This is a genomic window from Gemmatimonadota bacterium (genome assembly GCA_039715185.1).
GTDB lineage: Bacteria > Gemmatimonadota > Gemmatimonadetes > Longimicrobiales > RSA9 > DATHRK01.
The window spans coordinates 15012-30712 of record JBDLIA010000037.1; the positions used below are offsets into that span (position 1 = coordinate 15012).

Here is a 15701-nt window from a genome sequence, read left to right on the forward strand (position 1 = left end):
CGGCGAGCTTCCCGCTTGCTCTCCGGCCCGCCCTTTGAAGGCGGAATTCCCCGGCTGAGTATTGAGAATGAGCGCCTGTGTGCGATCCTCGCGCGCTCCGTCCCGACGTTGGGTCGGTGACGCACGGTTCAGCCCGCCGGGAGGTCGGCCATGCTCCAGTGGGTGCGTGCAGGAATCCGCCTTAGCCTGAACTGGATAGCCTGGTTGGTCAGCCGCTACACCGAGCGGGCTGTGTGCGGAGTACGGATTCGCTCATTCGCGGTTACGAGGCCGGAGAACGACGAGGCACGGCTGGAGCTGATCGCTGCTTCGCTGAGATTGCTGGCCCGGACTGACCGCCGCAGCCTCGACCGAGTCCGCCAGTTGCGAGGCATCATGGTCTCCGAAGCCCTGCCGGGAGCAAACGGCGCTTATCTATCGGGCCCGAATCTATGCACAGTGGATCCCATCTTTCTGGACCGAACTCCGAAGGTCGAGAGCGTGGCGGCGGTGCTGGTCCACGAAGCGACGCACGCGCGCATCCAGAGCAGGGGAGTCTCCAGCGAATCGCACAGGCTACGCATCGAGGAGGTCTGTCACACGGCGGAGATCGCCTTCGCTCGACGGGCTACCCGTTTCGGGCTCCTCCGGCAGAGGATCGTGGCACGTGCCCGGATAGCCGAGACGTACCACCCGGTAACGCTGGCCAGGTCTCGACTCCGCGGCCTCGAGGCGATCGAGCTCACGGGTTGGCCGAGACGTTTTGCGAGGATGGGATGCGAGAGGGCTCTGGCCGACGCCGAAGCTCGCTACGGCGGGGGCTCCTGAACCGTTCGGCATCTCTCCCCCGGACGCGTCAACGCCCGGGGGAGGGCACGTCCAGCGGTCGTCAGTACGACGGCGTCGCGGGCGCCGCCGGGGCGTCGTCCTCCTTGTAGACCGCGGCTCCCACGTACGCCACTATCAGGAAGACGACGAGGAAGATAGCCGAGAAGGTGAGGGTGTAGGACATCTCCCACAGTCCCATCGCCGTCTGGAAGAGGAAGATGAGCGTGATTACAGCCCAGACGAAGACTCCCGCGATCATCGCCGTCTTGGGGCCCGCTCCCAGCCGCGGCCGGATCGCCGCGTAAAGCCAGACGATCATGAGCCCGAGCACGATGTCGAGGGCGACGAACATCGCGATCTGGCCCCCGGTGGGGTCCACCGCAAGGTCGGGGTTGAGCGCGGCGGCCGCCGCTTCGTTCTGCTCCACGAAGAGCACCCCGTTGATCAGGAAGTCCAGCACGGCGAGCACTACGCCGGCCGCCAAGCCACCGGTGACTGCTTTCTGTGTGTTGATCGCCACCACGTCCTCCAGCGTGTGAGGATCGATGGCCCACGGGGAGGGTTCGCCCGCGGGCCTCAGCGGGCGCTCCAAAGGTAGGTTGTGCCCGCCGCGGGGGACACCCGCTTGACCCGGCAAGCCGCGCCCTCACCCCCGGCCGTCCGCATGCACGCCGCTCGTGCGTTCCCCTGGACCCTTGCTGACGGTGGCCTTACGCCCGATGTTGCCCGACCGCAAAGACTTCGACGGGAGCCGGCATGGAAGGCATCGAACAGTTAATCAGCGCGACCAAGAGCTTCCTCGACGGTTTCGGGGTGCCTGTGAGCGGGGAGACGATCCCGTTCAAGGTGATCATCCTGCTCGGGGCGGGGATCTTCCTGACGTTGCGGCTGGGCTTCGTCCAGTTCCGCAAGCTGGGCCACGGCTTCGCCGTGACCAGCGGCCGCTACGACGACCCCGCCGAGCCCGGCGACGTCACGCACTTCCAGGCGCTGACCACGGCGTTGTCGGCGACCGTCGGGATCGGCAACATCGCTGGCGCCGCGTGGGCGATCCACTATGGTGGGCCCGGCGCGCTGTTCTGGATGTGGGTGACGGCGCTGCTGGGCATGGCCACCAAGTTCTCCGAGGTGACCCTCGCGCAGCGCTACCGCGCGGTTGAAGAGGACAAGGATGGCCACAAATGGGAAGGCACGGTCTCCGGCGGCCCCATGTATTACATCGAGCGCGGGCTGGGCAGGGCGTGGAAGCCGCTGGCCGTGTTCTTCGCGATAATGCTCGGCTTCACGGCCTTCATTACGGGGAATGCCGTGCAGGCCAACACGCTGGCCGACACCATGGAGTCGACGTTCGCCATCCCCAACATCGTCACGGGGCTGGTCGCGGCGGGCCTGATCTCGCTGGTGATCGTCGGCGGCATCTCCCGGATCGGAAAGGTCACGGGTATCCTGGCCCCCGTCATGGCAGCGATATACGTGGCGGGCGCCGTCGTTATCATCCTGCTCAACATCGGTGAGCTGTTCCCCGCTATTTCGTTGATACTCACCGAGGCCTTCAATCCGAGCGCGGGCGTGGCGGGCACCGGCATCGGGGCCCTCCTGGTGACGCTGAACTGGGGCGTGGACAGAGGTCTGTTCTCCAACGAGGCGGGGCAGGGTTCGGCGCCGATAGCGCACGCCGCGGCCAAGACCGACGAGCCCGTGTCCGAGGGAGTGGTCGGCCTGGTGGAGCCCTTCATCGACACCATCGTCATCGTCTCGATGACCGCGCTCGTGATCATCATGACGGGCACGTGGGACGCGAAGGTGCCGTCCGAGATGACGGTGGCCGGCGGCGACGTGACCTACCGCATGGTGGATGACGAGGTCGGATCAACGGTCGCGGTGGACGCTCCGTCCGAGATTCGCGTCGTGGGTGGCGTGCAGCAGGTGACGCTCGGCGAAACGGCTTTTGCCTGGCACGACGTGATCGTGGACCGCTTCTACCTGGACCTCGAGCAGACCACGCCGTTCACCGGCACGATCAACCCGGGGGCCGACGCGAGAGGCGACGACGGCAGCGCCTACTCCATTCTCTACGCGGACGCGCCGGAGGGCGGCGCGCCGCTGACGATGCTCGCGTTCCGCAGGGGGCTGGCGCCGATCGGCGATTTCGGACACTGGATCGTGATCATATCCGTGATCCTGTTCGGCATCTCGACGGCCATATCGTGGAGCTACTACGGCGACCGCTGCGCCCGTTACCTGTTCGGGAAGAAGGCGGTGCTGCCGTACAAGTTTGCCTACGTCGCGATGTTCCTGGGGGGGACGATCATCGCTCCGGCCGCGGCGTGGGAGCTGGGCGACATCGCGCTGGCGATCGTCATCGTGCCCAACCTACTCGCGCTCGTGCTGCTGTCCGGCGAGACGAGGCGGCTCATGGACAGCTACTTCGACCGCCAGCCGTGGGTGGAGAACGCCGAGGTCCATAAGCGGCTGAAGGAGGAGCATCGCCTGTAAGCTCCCGGAAGCCGCAAGCCCGGGCGTGAACAAGACGACCCCTCACGTCGCCTCCAGGGTGGCGCGAGGGGTCGTTCATCCCGTGGCATTGACGACTCGGTTCAGGTCCTCGTCAGACGAGCCCGCGCAGCATGACGAGCGCGTCTTCGGCCGTGAGGCGCCCGACCTTGCCGCTGGAGTACACCGCGTGGACGACGCTGCCGTCGCGGTCCAGCACGAACCCCGCCGGCTGCACGTGCGCCGGCCCCATCGTCTCGGCCGTATAGCAGCCGATTGCGCCGGCGGTCGCCTCCACGTCCAGGTCGGAGAGCACCCGATAATCGAGGCTCAACTCGGCCACGATTTCGGCGGCGCCCTCGGCCGGATCGGCGGACAGCGCGATGACGCTCGCGTCCAGCTCGCCGAATTCCGCCAGGTGAGTCTGCAGGTCGGCCAACTGCCGACGGCAGTGGCTTCACCAGCGGCCCCGGTAGAACAGCAGCACGGCGCGGCGTCCTTCCAGGTCGGCCGGCACCGAGTACGTCCGCCCGCCGGCTGCGACGGCCGTGAGGGTCGGGAAGCTTTCACCTACGCTGAGCTTGTCCATGGTCGAATCGGCCGTTGACAGGGTCGGCGGCTGCGCGTTGCCTTACGCTGGCAATCGTGCTTGGCGGTCGTAGGTTTCCGCCGGTCGTAGAGCGTCCCCCAGGAGATCGATCATGACGCGACGTAGCCGCGGCACGGAGGGCCGTCCCGGTCGGGCGGTATCGAGGCCCCGGCCCCGACGCCGGGTCGCCTGGCTCGTGGTGGGCGCGGCGCTGCCGTTCGGGTCGTGCGCCACCGCGCCGCCCGCTCCGCCGGCGGACGATGTCATCGTGCGCGGCCGAGTCGTGGACGCGGGAACCGAAGAGGCGCTCGCGGGCGCGCTGGTCTCGGTCGACGGTACCACCCTGCGGACGCTGACCGATCTCGATGGCCGGTACGAAATCACGCTGTTTGCGACGGGCGATCCGGTGCGGTTGACTGCCCAACTGATAGGCTACGAGGAGCAGAGCCAGCCGCTGGACCTCGCCGCGGTGGAGCCGGTGGTCGACTTTGCGCTCGTCGCGCAGCCGGTGGTGCTGCCGGCCTCGCGACCCGCCGGCGGACAGCCGCGCTGGCGCTGACACGAGCGCGCCCTGAATCCACGGTCCCCCGCATGAAGAACTGGCAAGAAACCGAGCGACTGATGGATCGCGTCCACGCGATCCTGCGGGAGGGTGGGTGCTGCGCGGTCGGTACCGTCGTGTCCATTTCCGGATCGGCCTACCGCAGGCCGGGAGCCAAGCTTCTGGTCGAAGAAGATGGCCGCACGTCGGGTGGCGTCAGCGGCGGTTGCCTGGAGGCCGACGTGCGCGAGATCGCCCTCGCCACCCTCCACGACGGAGCGTCCACGCTGCGTCGCTACGATACCGGAGCGGACGAGGACATCGTCTGGGGGCTGGGCCTCGGATGCAACGGCACCGTCGAGATTCTCATTCAGCCCTACTCGCCGGAGGGCGCAGCGGGTTTCGTCGACGGTGTGCGGGCGCTTCTCGCGGCCGGGGTTCGCTTCGCCGTGGCGACGGCGCTGCCCTCGGGAGAGGGCGCGGCGGCGTCGGCAGTCATCGGCGAGGCCGGAGAGGTCGTGATCGGGACGGGCGACGGGGCGCTGGACGAGCGCTTGGCGCGGTCGGCGCAGGGGGTGCTGGAAGGCGGCGACCCGGCGCGCGTGGCGGACGGGGACCTGAGCGCCTTCATCGACGTGCTGCGCCCGCCGCCCGAAGCGCTGATCTGCGGCGCCGGGGATGACGCGATCGCCATGGCCGCCGTCGCGGCGCAGGCGGGCTTCAGGGTGGCGGTCGCGGACCACCGCCCCGCGTTCCTCACCGCCGAGCGCTTCCCGGGCGCACGGCTCCTGGATCCCGACGGCCTCCCCGAGGGCGCGCTGGGCGACACGTTCGCGGTGGTCATGACCCACAACCTGGAGCGAGATCGGCGGTGGGTGCATGCCCTGGCAGGGAGAGACGCGCCCTACATTGGACTGCTCGGACCCAGGGCTCGGCGCGAAGACATCTTCTCCGCGCTCGATGACGCCGCGATGGCGAGAATTTTCGGGCCCGTGGGACTGGACATCGGCGCGGACGGCCCGGAGCAGGTGGCGGTGAGCGTGGTCGCGGAGATGCTCGCGGTCCGTTCCGGCCGTGAACCGCGGCACCTCCGCGACAGAGAAAGGCCGATCCATGCCGACTGAGCGTACGGGTCCCATCGCCGGGGTCGTCCTGGCCGCCGGGCTTTCGCGACGTCTCGGGACGAACAAGCTCCTGCTCGAGGTGGACGGGGTGCCACTCGTGAGGCGCGCGGTAGAAAGCGCGATCGACGCCGGTCTCGCGCCGGTCCTCGTCGTGGTCGGCCACGAGCGCGAGCGCGTCGAGTCCGCGTTGGCCGGCCTGGACTGTCGCGCCGTCCACAACCCGCGCTTCGCGGAGGACGGCAAGAACGGATCGATGAAGGTGGGAGTGGGCGCGGTTCCGCTCGACGCCGCGGGCGCCATGGTGATCCTCGCGGACATGCCGAGGGTGGAGACGTCCATGATGGCGGCGCTGATCGACGCCTTCCGGACCGGCGGCGCCCCATTGGTCGTGTCGCGCTACGGCGACGTGAACGCGCCGCCGATGCTCTACGACCGAGCCCTCTTCGATGAGCTGCTCGCCATGCAGGGCGAGGGTTGCGGCAAGCGCCTGGTGCGGGCGCACCTGGACGAGGCGCAGATACTGAGCTGGCCCAAGGAGGCGCTGCGGGACCTGGACGTTCCGGCCGACATGGATGCGCTGGGGGCTCGGCCAGGATGAAGCCCGACCTCCTCGATCTCGCGGCGCGCCTGACCGCTGCCGCCGAGCCGTTCGCCCTCGCGCAGGTGGTGCGCCGCGAGCCGCCCACGTCGGCGCGGGTGGGCGACGCCGCGATCGTCACCGCGGACGGTTCGTTCCACGGCTGGGTCGGTGGCTCGTGTACGCGGCCCACGGTGGTCCGCGAGGCGCTGGCTGCTCTCGCCGACGGGCAGCCCCGCCTGATAGCGCTCGATCCGGATCCCGGGGCCACGCGGCCGGACGGGATCACGGTGTTTCCGATGACCTGCCACAGCAGGGGACGCGTGGACGTGTATATCGAACCGACGCTGCCCACCCCCGGGCTCTACGTGTTCGGGGTCACCCCCGTCGCGCGGGCGCTGGTGAGGCTCGGGGCCGGCATGGGTTACCAGGTGACCGCGGTGGATCCCGACGCCGACGGCGAGACCTTTCCGGAAGCGGCGGGCGTGCTGGAGGCGCTCGAGGAGGGCGTGGCCCGGGGCTCGGCTCGGTGCCTGGCCGTGGTCGCGACACAGGGGCAGTGGGACGAGCCCGCCGCGGCGCAGGCGCTGGCGCTCGCCCCCGACTATCTGGGGGTCGTGGCCAGCGGGCGCAGGTTCGAGGAGATTCGCGCGTTTCTCGAGCAGCAGGGCGCGGACCCATCGGCGCTCGACCGAATCTCCAGCCCCGCGGGGCTGGACATCGGCGCGCTGACGGCCGAGGAAATCGCGATCAGCATCCTGGCGGAGATGGTCCAGGTGGTCCGCTCGCGGGACGCGGAGCGGTCCGGCACCGAGGGTGTCGAGGTCGGGCCCGCGTCGACCGAGCAGATCGATCCCATCTGCGGAATGAGCGTGATTCCGGGCCCAGAGACGCCGCGCGCCGAGCACGACGGGCGCACGTACTACTTCTGCTGCGGCCACTGCCGCGCGCGCTTTCTACAGGACCCGGCCGCGCACGCCGGCGCCGCCGGCTCGTGAACGCCGGCATTTCGGATCTGGCCGTGAGCCTGGAACGGCACGGATACGTAGCCGGACCGGACATCGCGACCGCGCTCTACCTGATGCGCGAGCTCGGCCGGCCGCTGCTCGTGGAAGGTGATGCGGGTGTCGGCAAGACGGAGATCGCCAAGGTCCTGGCGAGCATCCTCGAAACCGAGCTGATCCGGCTTCAGTGCTACGAGGGGCTGGACGTGCACACCGCGCTCTACGAGTGGGACGTCCAGCGACAACTGCTCCGTCTGCGGGTCGAGCAGGCGGCCGGCGCCGACGCGGACGCGCTGGAGCAGCGGATCTTCAGCCGCGAGTACCTCCTCGAGCGGCCGCTCCTGCGGGCGCTCACCCGGGAGGAGGGTCCGGCGGTGCTCCTCATCGACGAGATCGATCGCGCGGACGACGCGTTCGAGGCCTTCCTGCTCGAGGTGCTGTCCGACTTTCAGGTGTCGATCCCCGAGCTCGGGGTCGTGCACGCCGCCCACGTGCCGCACGTGATCCTCACGTCGAACAGGACACGCGAGCTCGGCGACGCGCTGCGGCGGCGGTGCCTGTACCTGTACATAGATCATCCCAGCGTGGAGAAGGAGATCGCCATCCTGACCGCGCGCGTGCCGGAGCTGGACGGGGCGCTCGCGCGCGACATCGCGCGCTTCATGCACACGCTGCGGGGTCGCTCGCTGGTGCGCACGCCGGGCGTGGCGGAGACGTTGGACTGGGCGCGCGCGCTCCTGGGGCTGGAGCGGACCCTGCTGGATCCGGAGGTCGTGCGGGACACGCTGGGGTGCATCATCAAGGACCGCGCGGACGCCCGACAGATAGCGTCTCTCGGCACCGAGGCGCTCCTGCGCGAGGCCGGCGTCCGCGCGACAGCGTGAGGGTGGCGCCGGTGGCGGGGCCAGATCGGGCGGCGCCGCTGTCAGCGCGGCTCGCCGCGTTCTGCGATGTGCTGCGCTCGTCAGACGTTCCCGTATCGATGCGCGAGGAGTTGGACGGCGCCGCGGCGCTGGACGCCCTCGACGTCACGATCCGCGAGGACGTGCGCATCGGGCTTCGCATCGCCATGCGCGTTCCGCGCGTTCGCTGGGCGCGCTACAACCTCGAGTTCGAGCGCTTCTGGGAAAGCCGGCGCGGCCCGGGTCGTCCGCGGGGCCTGACCACCCGCGCCGCAGCCCGGCCTCCGGCCGCGCGGGGCGGCGGGATGCGCCTCGATCCCGATTCGCCGGTCGACGCGCGCCCCTGGGTCGAGGCCGCCGGCGCGCCTGCGTACTCCCCCGACGCCCTGCTCCGGAAGAAGCCGTTCGACAGGTGGTCCGAGGCTGAGCTGAGGCGCATGACGCGCATCATGGAGCGACTGGCGCGGCGGCTCGCGAGCAGGCGCAGCCGGCGTCTGGTGCCCACCCGTTCGCGGGGCAGTGCCGACCTGCGGGCGAGCCTGCGGCGGGCCATAGGGACCGAAGGCGAGGTCCTCCGCCTGGCCCGCAGGGCGCGCGCTCGCGACGCACCGGAGATCGTCGCGCTATGCGATACGAGCGGCTCAATGGACGCCTACAGCCGGTTTCTGCTGACCTTCACGCTGGCGCTGCGCGCCGCCGGCAGCCGCTGCGAAGTCTACGCCTTCAACACCTCGCTCGTCCGGCTGACGCCGTGGCTCAAGCCGGCGGACGTCGCGGCCACGCTGGAACGGCTGTCGCTGGAGGTGCCCGACTGGTCGGGCGGAACCCGGATCGGCGACGCGCTGGCCGAATTCGCCGACGCGCACCCCCTGCGACCGACCACCGTCGTGGTGATCTTGAGCGACGGACTGGATCGCGGCGAGCCCGAGCGTCTGGCGGCGGCGATGCGAATCATCGCCCGGCGCACGCGCCGCGTCATCTGGCTGAATCCGCTCATGGGCGACGCGCGCTACGAGCCGCTCGCGCGCGGCATGCGCGCGGCGCTTCCGTACGTGGACGATCTCGCGCCGGCCCACGACCTGGAATCGCTGGAACGCTTCGTGGCCGCCCTGCCGTCTTCCTGAGTCGGCCGCCCACCCGGTTGCGAAGAGGGCACCCCGCGGAGCAGCTTGGGGACCCCCGTCGCGGCACCATCTTCAGCGGAAGGCTCCGGTGGCGATCGAGATCAGGAAGAGTTTCTCCGTGGGCGCGCCACCGGCCGAGGTCTGGGCTTTCCTGACGGACCCGCACGCCGTGGCGCCGTGCCTCCCCGGCGCCTCCATCACGGACCGGATCGACGACGTCACACACGGAGGCCTGATGAAGATCAAGGTCGGCCCCGTGACCGCGAACTACAAAGGCAAGATCCGCTTCGATCGGCTCGACCGGGACGCGCTCGTCGCCGAGATCGTCGCTTCGGGGCAGGAGACCAAGGGGAAGGGCGGCGCGGAGATGCGGATGACCAGCGCTCTCGCGGCCAACGCCGCCGGCGGCACCGACGTGGACGTGACCGCCGCGGTCAACGTCAGCGGCATCCTGGCGCAGTTCGGGCGCGGCATGATAGAAGACATCAGCGACCACATGTTCGGGCAGTTCGTGGACTGCGCGGCGGCGAGGCTCGGGCCGGGGGCAGACGCGGGGGCGTACACCGAGGCGCCCGAGGAAATCAACGCGTTGAAGGTGGGGGCCGCGGCCGGCAAAAGGGCCATCGGCAGGGCGGTCCGAAAGATCACAAGACGAGGGGACGGGACGGACGAGGCGGAAGCAGACCGGGAAGATTCGAAGGAGGGGACCGAATGATTCCAGCGGCGTTCGACTACCACGCGCCAGCCACGCTAGAGGAAGCCATCGCGCTGCTCGGCTCCTTGGGCGAGGAAGCGAAAATCCTGTCGGGCGGCCAGAGCCTGCTGCCGCTCCTCAAGCTGCGCCTGGGAGAGGTGAGCGACCTCGTGGACATCGGCCGAATCGAGGGGCTCGAGTACGTCCGCGAGGAGGGCGACCGGCTCCTCATCGGCGGCCGCACGACGGAGACGGCGCTGGAGCGCAGCGACGTGCTCCGCGACCGCTACCCGATCCTGCTGGATACGGCGCGCGTCATCGCCGACCCCCTGGTGCGCAACCGGGCCACGGTGGGCGGCAATCTGGCCCACGGCGATCCGGCCAACGACCATCCGGCGACCATGCTTGCGCTGGACGCCGAGGTGGTCGCGACGGGTGCCGCCGGGGAGCGCGTGATCGCGGTCCGCGAGTTCTTCACCGGCTTCTTCGGCACGGCCTTGAGCACGGGCGAGATCCTCACCGAGATCCGCGTTCCGATTCACCAGAGCGGAGACGGGGGAGCCTACCTCAAGCTGGAGCGCAAGGTCGGCGACTTCGCCGCCGCGGGCGCCGCCGTACAGCTCCGCCTCGGCTCTGACGGCACGGTGACCTCGGCCGGCATCGGGCTCACCAACGCCGGCAACAAGCCGGTCTTCGCCGGGGAAGCGGGCTCGTTCCTGGTCGGGCAGACGCCGAGCGACGACGCCATCGCGGAGGCGGCCCGCCTCGCTTCCACCGCCGCGTCGCCGTCCGCCGATCGGCGCGGCTCCGTGGAGTACAAGACCACCATGGCCCGCGTCCTCGCCGAACGAGCGATACGGACCGCTCTCGAGCGAGCGGGGGGAAACTGACATGGCCGAGCACCAAATCAGCGTCACGGTGAACGGGGTGGAGAAGGCCGGAGAGGTCGTCTCCCGCACCCTGCTCGTCCACTGGATCCGCGACGAGCTGGGGATGACGGGCACGCACATCGGCTGCGACACCACCCACTGCGGAGCGTGCACCGTTCTGGTCGACGGCGTGCCCACCAAGTCGTGCACCGTCCTGGCGGTGCAGGCCGACGGGCACGAAGTGCAGACCGTCGAGGGGCTCGAAACCGCCGACGGGCTGCACCCCGTCCAGGAGGGCTTCTGGGAGAAGCACGGGCTGCAGTGCGGCTACTGCACGCCGGGCATGATGATGACGGCCGTCGCGCTGCTGAAGGAGAACCCGAATCCGAGCGAGGCCGACATCCGGCTCGCCATCTCCGGCAACCTGTGCCGGTGCACGGGCTACGTGAACATAGTCGAGTCCATCCGCCACGCGGCGGCGCAGCTGAACGGGGGGGCATGATGGCACCGAAGACTTCCGCCGCCGTCTGCGGCATGGGTCATTCGATGAAGCGCAAGGAAGACCCCCGCTTCATCCGCGGCCAGGGACACTACGTCGACGACGTACAGCTCCCCGGCATGCTCTACATGGACATCGTCCGGAGCCCGTTCGCGCACGCCAAGATTCTGTCGATCGACAGCTCCGAGGCGCTGAAGATCCCCGGCGTTCTGGCCGTGATCACGGGCGAAACGCTCGAGCAGTACAACCTGCATTGGATGCCGACCCTCATGTCGGACACGCAGATGGTGCTGCCGACGGACCGCGTCATGTATCAGGCGCAGGAGGTCGCGGCGGTCATCGCCACCGACCGCTACGCCGCCGCTGACGGGGTGGAGGCGGTGCAGGTGGAGTACGAGCCGCTGACGCCGCTGGTAGATCCGTTCAAGGCGCTGGAGCCGGACGCGCCCGTGCTGCGCACGGACAAGGAGGGCAAGACCGACAACCACATCTTCCACTGGGAAGCGGGGGATCGCGAGGCCACGGAGAAGACGCTGGCCGAATCCGACGTGGTGGTGAAGGAGGACATCTACATCCCGCGGATCCACGTGGCGTCGATCGAGACCTGCGGCTGCGTGGCCGACTACAACAAGGCGACGAACCAGCTCACCGTCCATCTGACCACGCAGGCGCCGCACGCGGTGCGCACCGTGCTCGCGCTCGTCGCCGGACACGTCGGCCTGTCCGAAGAGCGGATCCGGGTCATCGCGCCCGACATCGGCGGCGGATTCGGGGGCAAGGTGCCCGTGTATCCGGGCTACGTGATCGCCATCGCCGCTTCGGTGGTGATCGGCAAGCCGATCAAGTGGGTCGAGGACCGGATGGAGAACCTCCAGGCCGACTCGTTCGCGCGCGACTACCACATGACGGTCGAGCTCGGCGCCAAGGACGACGGCGAGTTCACCGGCCTGCGCATCAAGACGCTGGCCGATCACGGCTACACCGACGCCGCCGCCCAGCCCTCCAAATGGCGGGCCGGCCTGTTTTCGATCTGCACGGGCTCCTACGACCTGAAGCAGGCGTTCGCCGAGGTGGACGGAGCGTACACGAACAAGCCCCCGGGCGGCATCGCCTACCGGTGCTCCTTCCGCGTGACCGAGGCGGTGCACGCGATCGAGCGCATCGTGGACGTGATGGCCCAGGAGCTGGGCCGCGACCCGGCCGAGCTACGCGAGCAGAACTTCATCCGCAAGGACCAGTTTCCCTACCAGTCGATCCTCGGCTGGGAATACGATTCGGGGGACTACCACGCCGCGTTGGCCAAGGCCAAGCACGAGATCGGCTACGACGCGCTGCGTAAGGAGCAAGCCGAGAAGCGCGAGCGCGGCGAGCTCATGGGGATCGGCATCTCCAGCTTCACCGAGGTCGTCGGCGCGGGCCCTTCGAAGGACTTCGACATCCTGGGCATCAAGATGTTCGATTCGGCCGAGATACGGATCCACCCGACCGGCAAGGCGATCGCCCGCTTCGGCACGAAGTCGCAGGGACAGGGACACGAGACGACCTACGCGCAGATCGTCGCCGAGGAGCTGGGTCTGCCCGCGGAGCACGTGCAGGTCGAGGAGGGCGACACCGACACCGCGCCCTATGGGCTCGGCACCTACGCCAGCCGGTCCACGCCGACGGCCGGAGCCGCCGCGGCGATGGCCGCCCGCAAGATCCGGGACAAGGCGAAGAAGATCGCCGCCCACCTGCTCGAGGTAAGCGAGGAGGATCTGGAGTGGGAGATCGGCAAATTCTCGGTGAAGGGTGCGCCGCAGAAGTCGGTCACCATTCAGGACATAGCGTTCGCGGCATACACCAACCACCCGCAGGGCCTGGAGGCGGGCCTGGAGGCGGTGCACTACTACGATCCGCCGAACCTGACCTTCCCGTTCGGCAGTTACATCTGCGTGGTGGACATCGACCGCGGCACCGGAGAGGTCCACGTGCGACGCTTCGTGGCGGTCGACGACTGCGGCAACATCATCAACCCGATGATCGTCCGGGGGCAGATTCACGGGGGCCTCACCATGGGGCTGGCACCCGCGCTGATGGAGGAGATCTCCTACGACGAGAACGGCAACATCCACGGCGGCAGCTTCATGGACTATCTGGTGCCGACCGCGATGGAGACGCCGCACTGGGAGACGTTTCACACCGTAACCCCTTCGCCGCACCACCCGCTGGGCGCGAAGGGCGTCGGCGAATCGGCGACGGTCGGCGCGCCGCCGGCCATCGCGAACGCCGTGGTGGACGCGCTCGCCCACCTGGGCGTGCGGCACATGGACATCCCGATTACGCCCGACAAGGTGTGGTCGATACTGAACGACAACGGGGTCGCGCTATAGGGGGTGCGGCCCCGATCACGGTGACGTGATGGACCTCGACACCCTTGCGAAGCTCGGCGAGTTCGTGGGCGGCGCGTTCGTCGTCGTCACGCTCATATACCTGGCCTACCAGGTGCGGCAGAACACCAGAACGCTGCAGAGCGAGAACTACGCCCGCGTGCTCGACCGCATGTCCACGCTGCAGTCGCGCCTGGCGGCCGACGCGGAGCTGAACCGCATCGTCGTCGTGGGTGCCGCCGACCCGGCCGAATTGCGGCGGAGCGAGAGGCTGCGCCTGAGTTGGGCCATGTACGAGCTCTTCGGCGCGACCGAGTTCATGTACCACACGGCCGCAGACGGTGCGCTCGCCGAAGAGGTCTGGACGCGCTGGAGCGAGGCGCTGGCCTGGTGGTTGTCCCACCCGGGCGTCCAGGAATGGTGGCGGATCAAGCCCACGCCCATGAGCGCCAGCTTCGAGCGGCACGTGGAAGGAATGCTCGAGCGCGATTCCCTCGTCGACCCGGAGCACGAGGCGGCCTGGCGTCGATTCGTGATCGGGGACGGGCCCGAGCTCCTGTCGAGCAAGCCCGGCGAGCCCGCGACCGACTAGCCGATGTCGGTATTCACGAACCCCGCATCCGGCGCCAGGGAAGCCGCTGACGCCTACATAGCGGCGGTGCTGGAGCTATTGGGGGATCGGGATCCGATGGAGGTCCTGCGCGCGACCGGCCCCTGGTTGGGCTCCGTGGTGGATGGCACGGACCCGTCGGCGCTGCGGCGGCTGGAGGCTCCGGGCAAATGGTCGGTCGCCCACGCGATCCAGCACCTCGCCGACGCCGAGGCGGTGTGGGCCTACCGCGTCCGCATGGTGTTGGCGCACGATCGCGCCCCGCTCACCGGCTACGATCAGGACGCCTTCGCCCGTGCCTTCCATTACGAGGAACGCGATCCCCGGGACGCGCTCCGCGTCTTCCAGGTCATGCGCGACGCCAACCTCTGGCTGCTCGAGCGCGCGACCCCCGCCGACATGGAACGGGTGGGCGTGCACGCCGAACGAGGCGAGGAGCGGCTGCCGCACATGATAGCGCTGAACGCGGGCCACGACCTCGTGCATCGGCGCCAGATAGAGCGCATCATCGCCGCGGTGAGCTAGTGGACTAGAGGCGGCCAGGGCGCGCGCGGAGTTCACGTCCCAGCAGTTCCCAGCAGTCGCCGCGACCCCGGAGGCACGCATGCCGACCGCCGCACAGCACCTGGAGGCCCACCGCGCCGCGGGCCGCCGCTTCGAGACGGCGGGCGTGGCCAGCTTCGTGCGCGAGGAGGGGTCGGGCCCCCCCGTCGTGTGCCTGCACGGCGTCCCCACTTCCAGCTACCTGTATCGCAAGGTGGTGCCGGAACTCGCCGCCAGGGGGCTGCGTGGCATCGCCTTCGACTTTCCGGGCATGGGCCTCGCCGACAGGCCCGGGGGCGACTTCGACTACAGCTGGACGGGACTCGGCCGCTGGACCCTGGCGGCCCTGGACGCCCTGGGGCTCGACCGGTTTCACCTGGTGGTCCACGACATCGGCGGTCCCGTGGGGTTCGAGGTGGTGGCGCGGGCCCCGGACCGGATCCGGTCGCTGACGATCCTCAACACGCTGCTGGTGGGGTTGGAGGGCTTCCGCAAACCCTGGGTCATGCGGCCGTTCGAGTGGCGCGGAGTCGGCGAGGCCTACCTGGCGACGCTCTCGGGCTTTCTGTTCACGCGCGTCGTGTGGTTTCTCGGCGTGAACGATCGCGCGGCCGCTCCACCCGAGGAGCTCGCGGTGCACGTGGATCTATTGCGCCGAGGCGACGGCGGCAGGGCCTTCCTGCGGATCATGCGGAGCTTCGAGACCACGCCCGAAAAGGAGGAGCTGTACGTGCGGGCGGTACGTGATCTGGACGTGCCGGTGCAGTTCGTGTGGGGCGAGGACGATCCCGCGCTCCCGCTGCTGAAGTACGGGGTGCCGGCGCAGCGCGTGACCGGCGTGGACCGGCTGCACCGCGTGTCCTCCAAGCACTTCCTGCAGGAAGACCGGGCGGCTGCCGTAGCGGAGCACGTCGCGCATCAGGTGCGCCACGCCGAAGGGCTCTCTGCCGAGCCGTGAC

17 protein-coding genes and 1 pseudogene are annotated in these 15701 nt (G+C 69.4%); 15 read left to right on the forward strand and 3 right to left on the reverse strand.

Going from position 1 to position 15701, the window contains the following annotated elements; translation table 11 throughout:
- The first annotated feature begins 150 nt into the window (after window positions 1-150).
- On the forward strand, window positions 151-807 hold the full coding sequence (locus ABFS34_08645; GenBank protein MEN8375503.1) for a hypothetical protein: 657 nt from the start codon (window positions 151-153) through the stop codon (window positions 805-807).
- Between the two features lie 61 nt (window positions 808-868).
- On the opposite strand, the gene ABFS34_08650 is transcribed toward ABFS34_08645, so the two are convergent.
- The gene (locus tag ABFS34_08650; GenBank protein ID MEN8375504.1) at window positions 869-1327 is read right to left on the reverse strand and encodes a hypothetical protein; all 459 of its coding nucleotides are present in this window, start codon (window positions 1325-1327) and stop codon (window positions 869-871) included.
- 236 nt (window positions 1328-1563) lie between these two features.
- Between ABFS34_08650 and ABFS34_08655 the strand changes: the two genes are divergently transcribed.
- Window positions 1564-3303, forward strand: coding sequence for a sodium:alanine symporter family protein (locus ABFS34_08655; protein MEN8375505.1), 1740 nt, complete (start codon window positions 1564-1566; stop codon window positions 3301-3303).
- A gap of 112 nt (window positions 3304-3415) precedes the next feature.
- Here ABFS34_08655 and ABFS34_08660 read toward each other — a convergent pair.
- Window positions 3416-3742, reverse strand: a pseudogene (locus tag ABFS34_08660) (redoxin domain-containing protein).
- Window positions 3743-3757: 15 nt separating this feature from the next.
- Window positions 3758-3889 (reverse strand): hypothetical protein, encoded by a 132-nt coding sequence (locus ABFS34_08665; GenBank protein MEN8375506.1) that lies wholly within the window; start codon window positions 3887-3889, stop codon window positions 3758-3760.
- Window positions 3890-4001: 112 nt separating this feature from the next.
- Between ABFS34_08665 and ABFS34_08670 the strand changes: the two genes are divergently transcribed.
- The 13 genes from ABFS34_08670 (at window position 4002) to ABFS34_08730 (ending at window position 15700) form a co-directional block, all read left to right on the forward strand.
- Window positions 4002-4448 (forward strand): carboxypeptidase-like regulatory domain-containing protein, encoded by a 447-nt coding sequence (locus ABFS34_08670; protein ID MEN8375507.1) that lies wholly within the window; start codon window positions 4002-4004, stop codon window positions 4446-4448.
- 32 nt (window positions 4449-4480) lie between these two features.
- Window positions 4481-5554 (forward strand): XdhC family protein, encoded by a 1074-nt coding sequence (locus tag ABFS34_08675; protein ID MEN8375508.1) that lies wholly within the window; start codon window positions 4481-4483, stop codon window positions 5552-5554.
- Window positions 5544-6152, forward strand: coding sequence for a nucleotidyltransferase family protein (locus tag ABFS34_08680; GenBank protein MEN8375509.1), 609 nt, complete (start codon window positions 5544-5546; stop codon window positions 6150-6152). The genes ABFS34_08675 and ABFS34_08680 overlap by 11 nt, the downstream gene beginning before the upstream one ends.
- Entirely contained in the window at window positions 6149-7129 is a 981-nt protein-coding gene (locus tag ABFS34_08685) for an XdhC family protein (GenBank protein ID MEN8375510.1), read from the forward strand. Before ABFS34_08680 ends, ABFS34_08685 begins: the two co-directional genes overlap by 4 nt.
- Before the next feature lie 23 nt (window positions 7130-7152).
- Window positions 7153-8019, forward strand: coding sequence for a MoxR family ATPase (locus ABFS34_08690; GenBank protein ID MEN8375511.1), 867 nt, complete (start codon window positions 7153-7155; stop codon window positions 8017-8019).
- On the forward strand, window positions 8016-9161 hold the full coding sequence (locus ABFS34_08695) for a VWA domain-containing protein (protein ID MEN8375512.1): 1146 nt from the start codon (window positions 8016-8018) through the stop codon (window positions 9159-9161). The genes ABFS34_08690 and ABFS34_08695 overlap by 4 nt, the downstream gene beginning before the upstream one ends.
- A gap of 88 nt (window positions 9162-9249) precedes the next feature.
- Window positions 9250-9876, forward strand: a complete 627-nt coding sequence (locus ABFS34_08700; GenBank protein MEN8375513.1) for an SRPBCC family protein — start codon at window positions 9250-9252, stop codon at window positions 9874-9876.
- Window positions 9873-10745 (forward strand): xanthine dehydrogenase family protein subunit M, encoded by an 873-nt coding sequence (locus ABFS34_08705; GenBank protein MEN8375514.1) that lies wholly within the window; start codon window positions 9873-9875, stop codon window positions 10743-10745. The genes ABFS34_08700 and ABFS34_08705 overlap by 4 nt, the downstream gene beginning before the upstream one ends.
- Before the next feature lies 1 nt (window position 10746).
- Complete coding sequence (locus tag ABFS34_08710; protein MEN8375515.1) at window positions 10747-11226, forward strand: (2Fe-2S)-binding protein; 480 nt, start codon at window positions 10747-10749, stop codon at window positions 11224-11226.
- Window positions 11223-13592, forward strand: coding sequence for an aerobic carbon-monoxide dehydrogenase large subunit (locus ABFS34_08715; protein ID MEN8375516.1), 2370 nt, complete (start codon window positions 11223-11225; stop codon window positions 13590-13592). Before ABFS34_08710 ends, ABFS34_08715 begins: the two co-directional genes overlap by 4 nt.
- Before the next feature lie 28 nt (window positions 13593-13620).
- A complete protein-coding gene (locus tag ABFS34_08720) occupies window positions 13621-14181 on the forward strand; it encodes a hypothetical protein (GenBank protein ID MEN8375517.1) in 561 nt (186 codons plus the stop codon).
- A gap of 3 nt (window positions 14182-14184) precedes the next feature.
- Window positions 14185-14724, forward strand: coding sequence for a DinB family protein (locus tag ABFS34_08725; GenBank protein MEN8375518.1), 540 nt, complete (start codon window positions 14185-14187; stop codon window positions 14722-14724).
- Between the two features lie 79 nt (window positions 14725-14803).
- On the forward strand, window positions 14804-15700 hold the full coding sequence (locus tag ABFS34_08730) for an alpha/beta hydrolase (GenBank protein MEN8375519.1): 897 nt from the start codon (window positions 14804-14806) through the stop codon (window positions 15698-15700).
- Window position 15701: the final 1 nt, after the last annotated feature.

Excerpts from the sequence above, each read along its gene's own strand:
- ABFS34_08705 (MEN8375514.1), top strand. The coding sequence starts at position 9,873 with ATGATTCCAGCGGCGTTCGACTACCACGCGCCAGCCACGCTAGAGGAA.
- ABFS34_08675 (MEN8375508.1), top strand. The coding sequence starts at position 4,481 with ATGAAGAACTGGCAAGAAACCGAGCGACTGATGGATCGCGTCCACGCG.
- ABFS34_08685 (MEN8375510.1), top strand. The coding sequence starts at position 6,149 with ATGAAGCCCGACCTCCTCGATCTCGCGGCGCGCCTGACCGCTGCCGCC.
- ABFS34_08710 (MEN8375515.1), top strand. The coding sequence starts at position 10,747 with ATGGCCGAGCACCAAATCAGCGTCACGGTGAACGGGGTGGAGAAGGCC.
- ABFS34_08725 (MEN8375518.1), top strand. The coding sequence starts at position 14,185 with ATGTCGGTATTCACGAACCCCGCATCCGGCGCCAGGGAAGCCGCTGAC.
- ABFS34_08655 (MEN8375505.1), top strand. The coding sequence starts at position 1,564 with ATGGAAGGCATCGAACAGTTAATCAGCGCGACCAAGAGCTTCCTCGAC.
- ABFS34_08730 (MEN8375519.1), top strand. The coding sequence starts at position 14,804 with ATGCCGACCGCCGCACAGCACCTGGAGGCCCACCGCGCCGCGGGCCGC.
- ABFS34_08715 (MEN8375516.1), top strand. The coding sequence starts at position 11,223 with ATGATGGCACCGAAGACTTCCGCCGCCGTCTGCGGCATGGGTCATTCG.
- ABFS34_08670 (MEN8375507.1), top strand. The coding sequence starts at position 4,002 with ATGACGCGACGTAGCCGCGGCACGGAGGGCCGTCCCGGTCGGGCGGTA.
- ABFS34_08720 (MEN8375517.1), top strand. The coding sequence starts at position 13,621 with ATGGACCTCGACACCCTTGCGAAGCTCGGCGAGTTCGTGGGCGGCGCG.
- ABFS34_08680 (MEN8375509.1), top strand. The coding sequence starts at position 5,544 with ATGCCGACTGAGCGTACGGGTCCCATCGCCGGGGTCGTCCTGGCCGCC.
- ABFS34_08665 (MEN8375506.1), bottom strand. The coding sequence starts at position 3,889 with ATGGACAAGCTCAGCGTAGGTGAAAGCTTCCCGACCCTCACGGCCGTC.
- ABFS34_08645 (MEN8375503.1), top strand. The coding sequence starts at position 151 with ATGCTCCAGTGGGTGCGTGCAGGAATCCGCCTTAGCCTGAACTGGATA.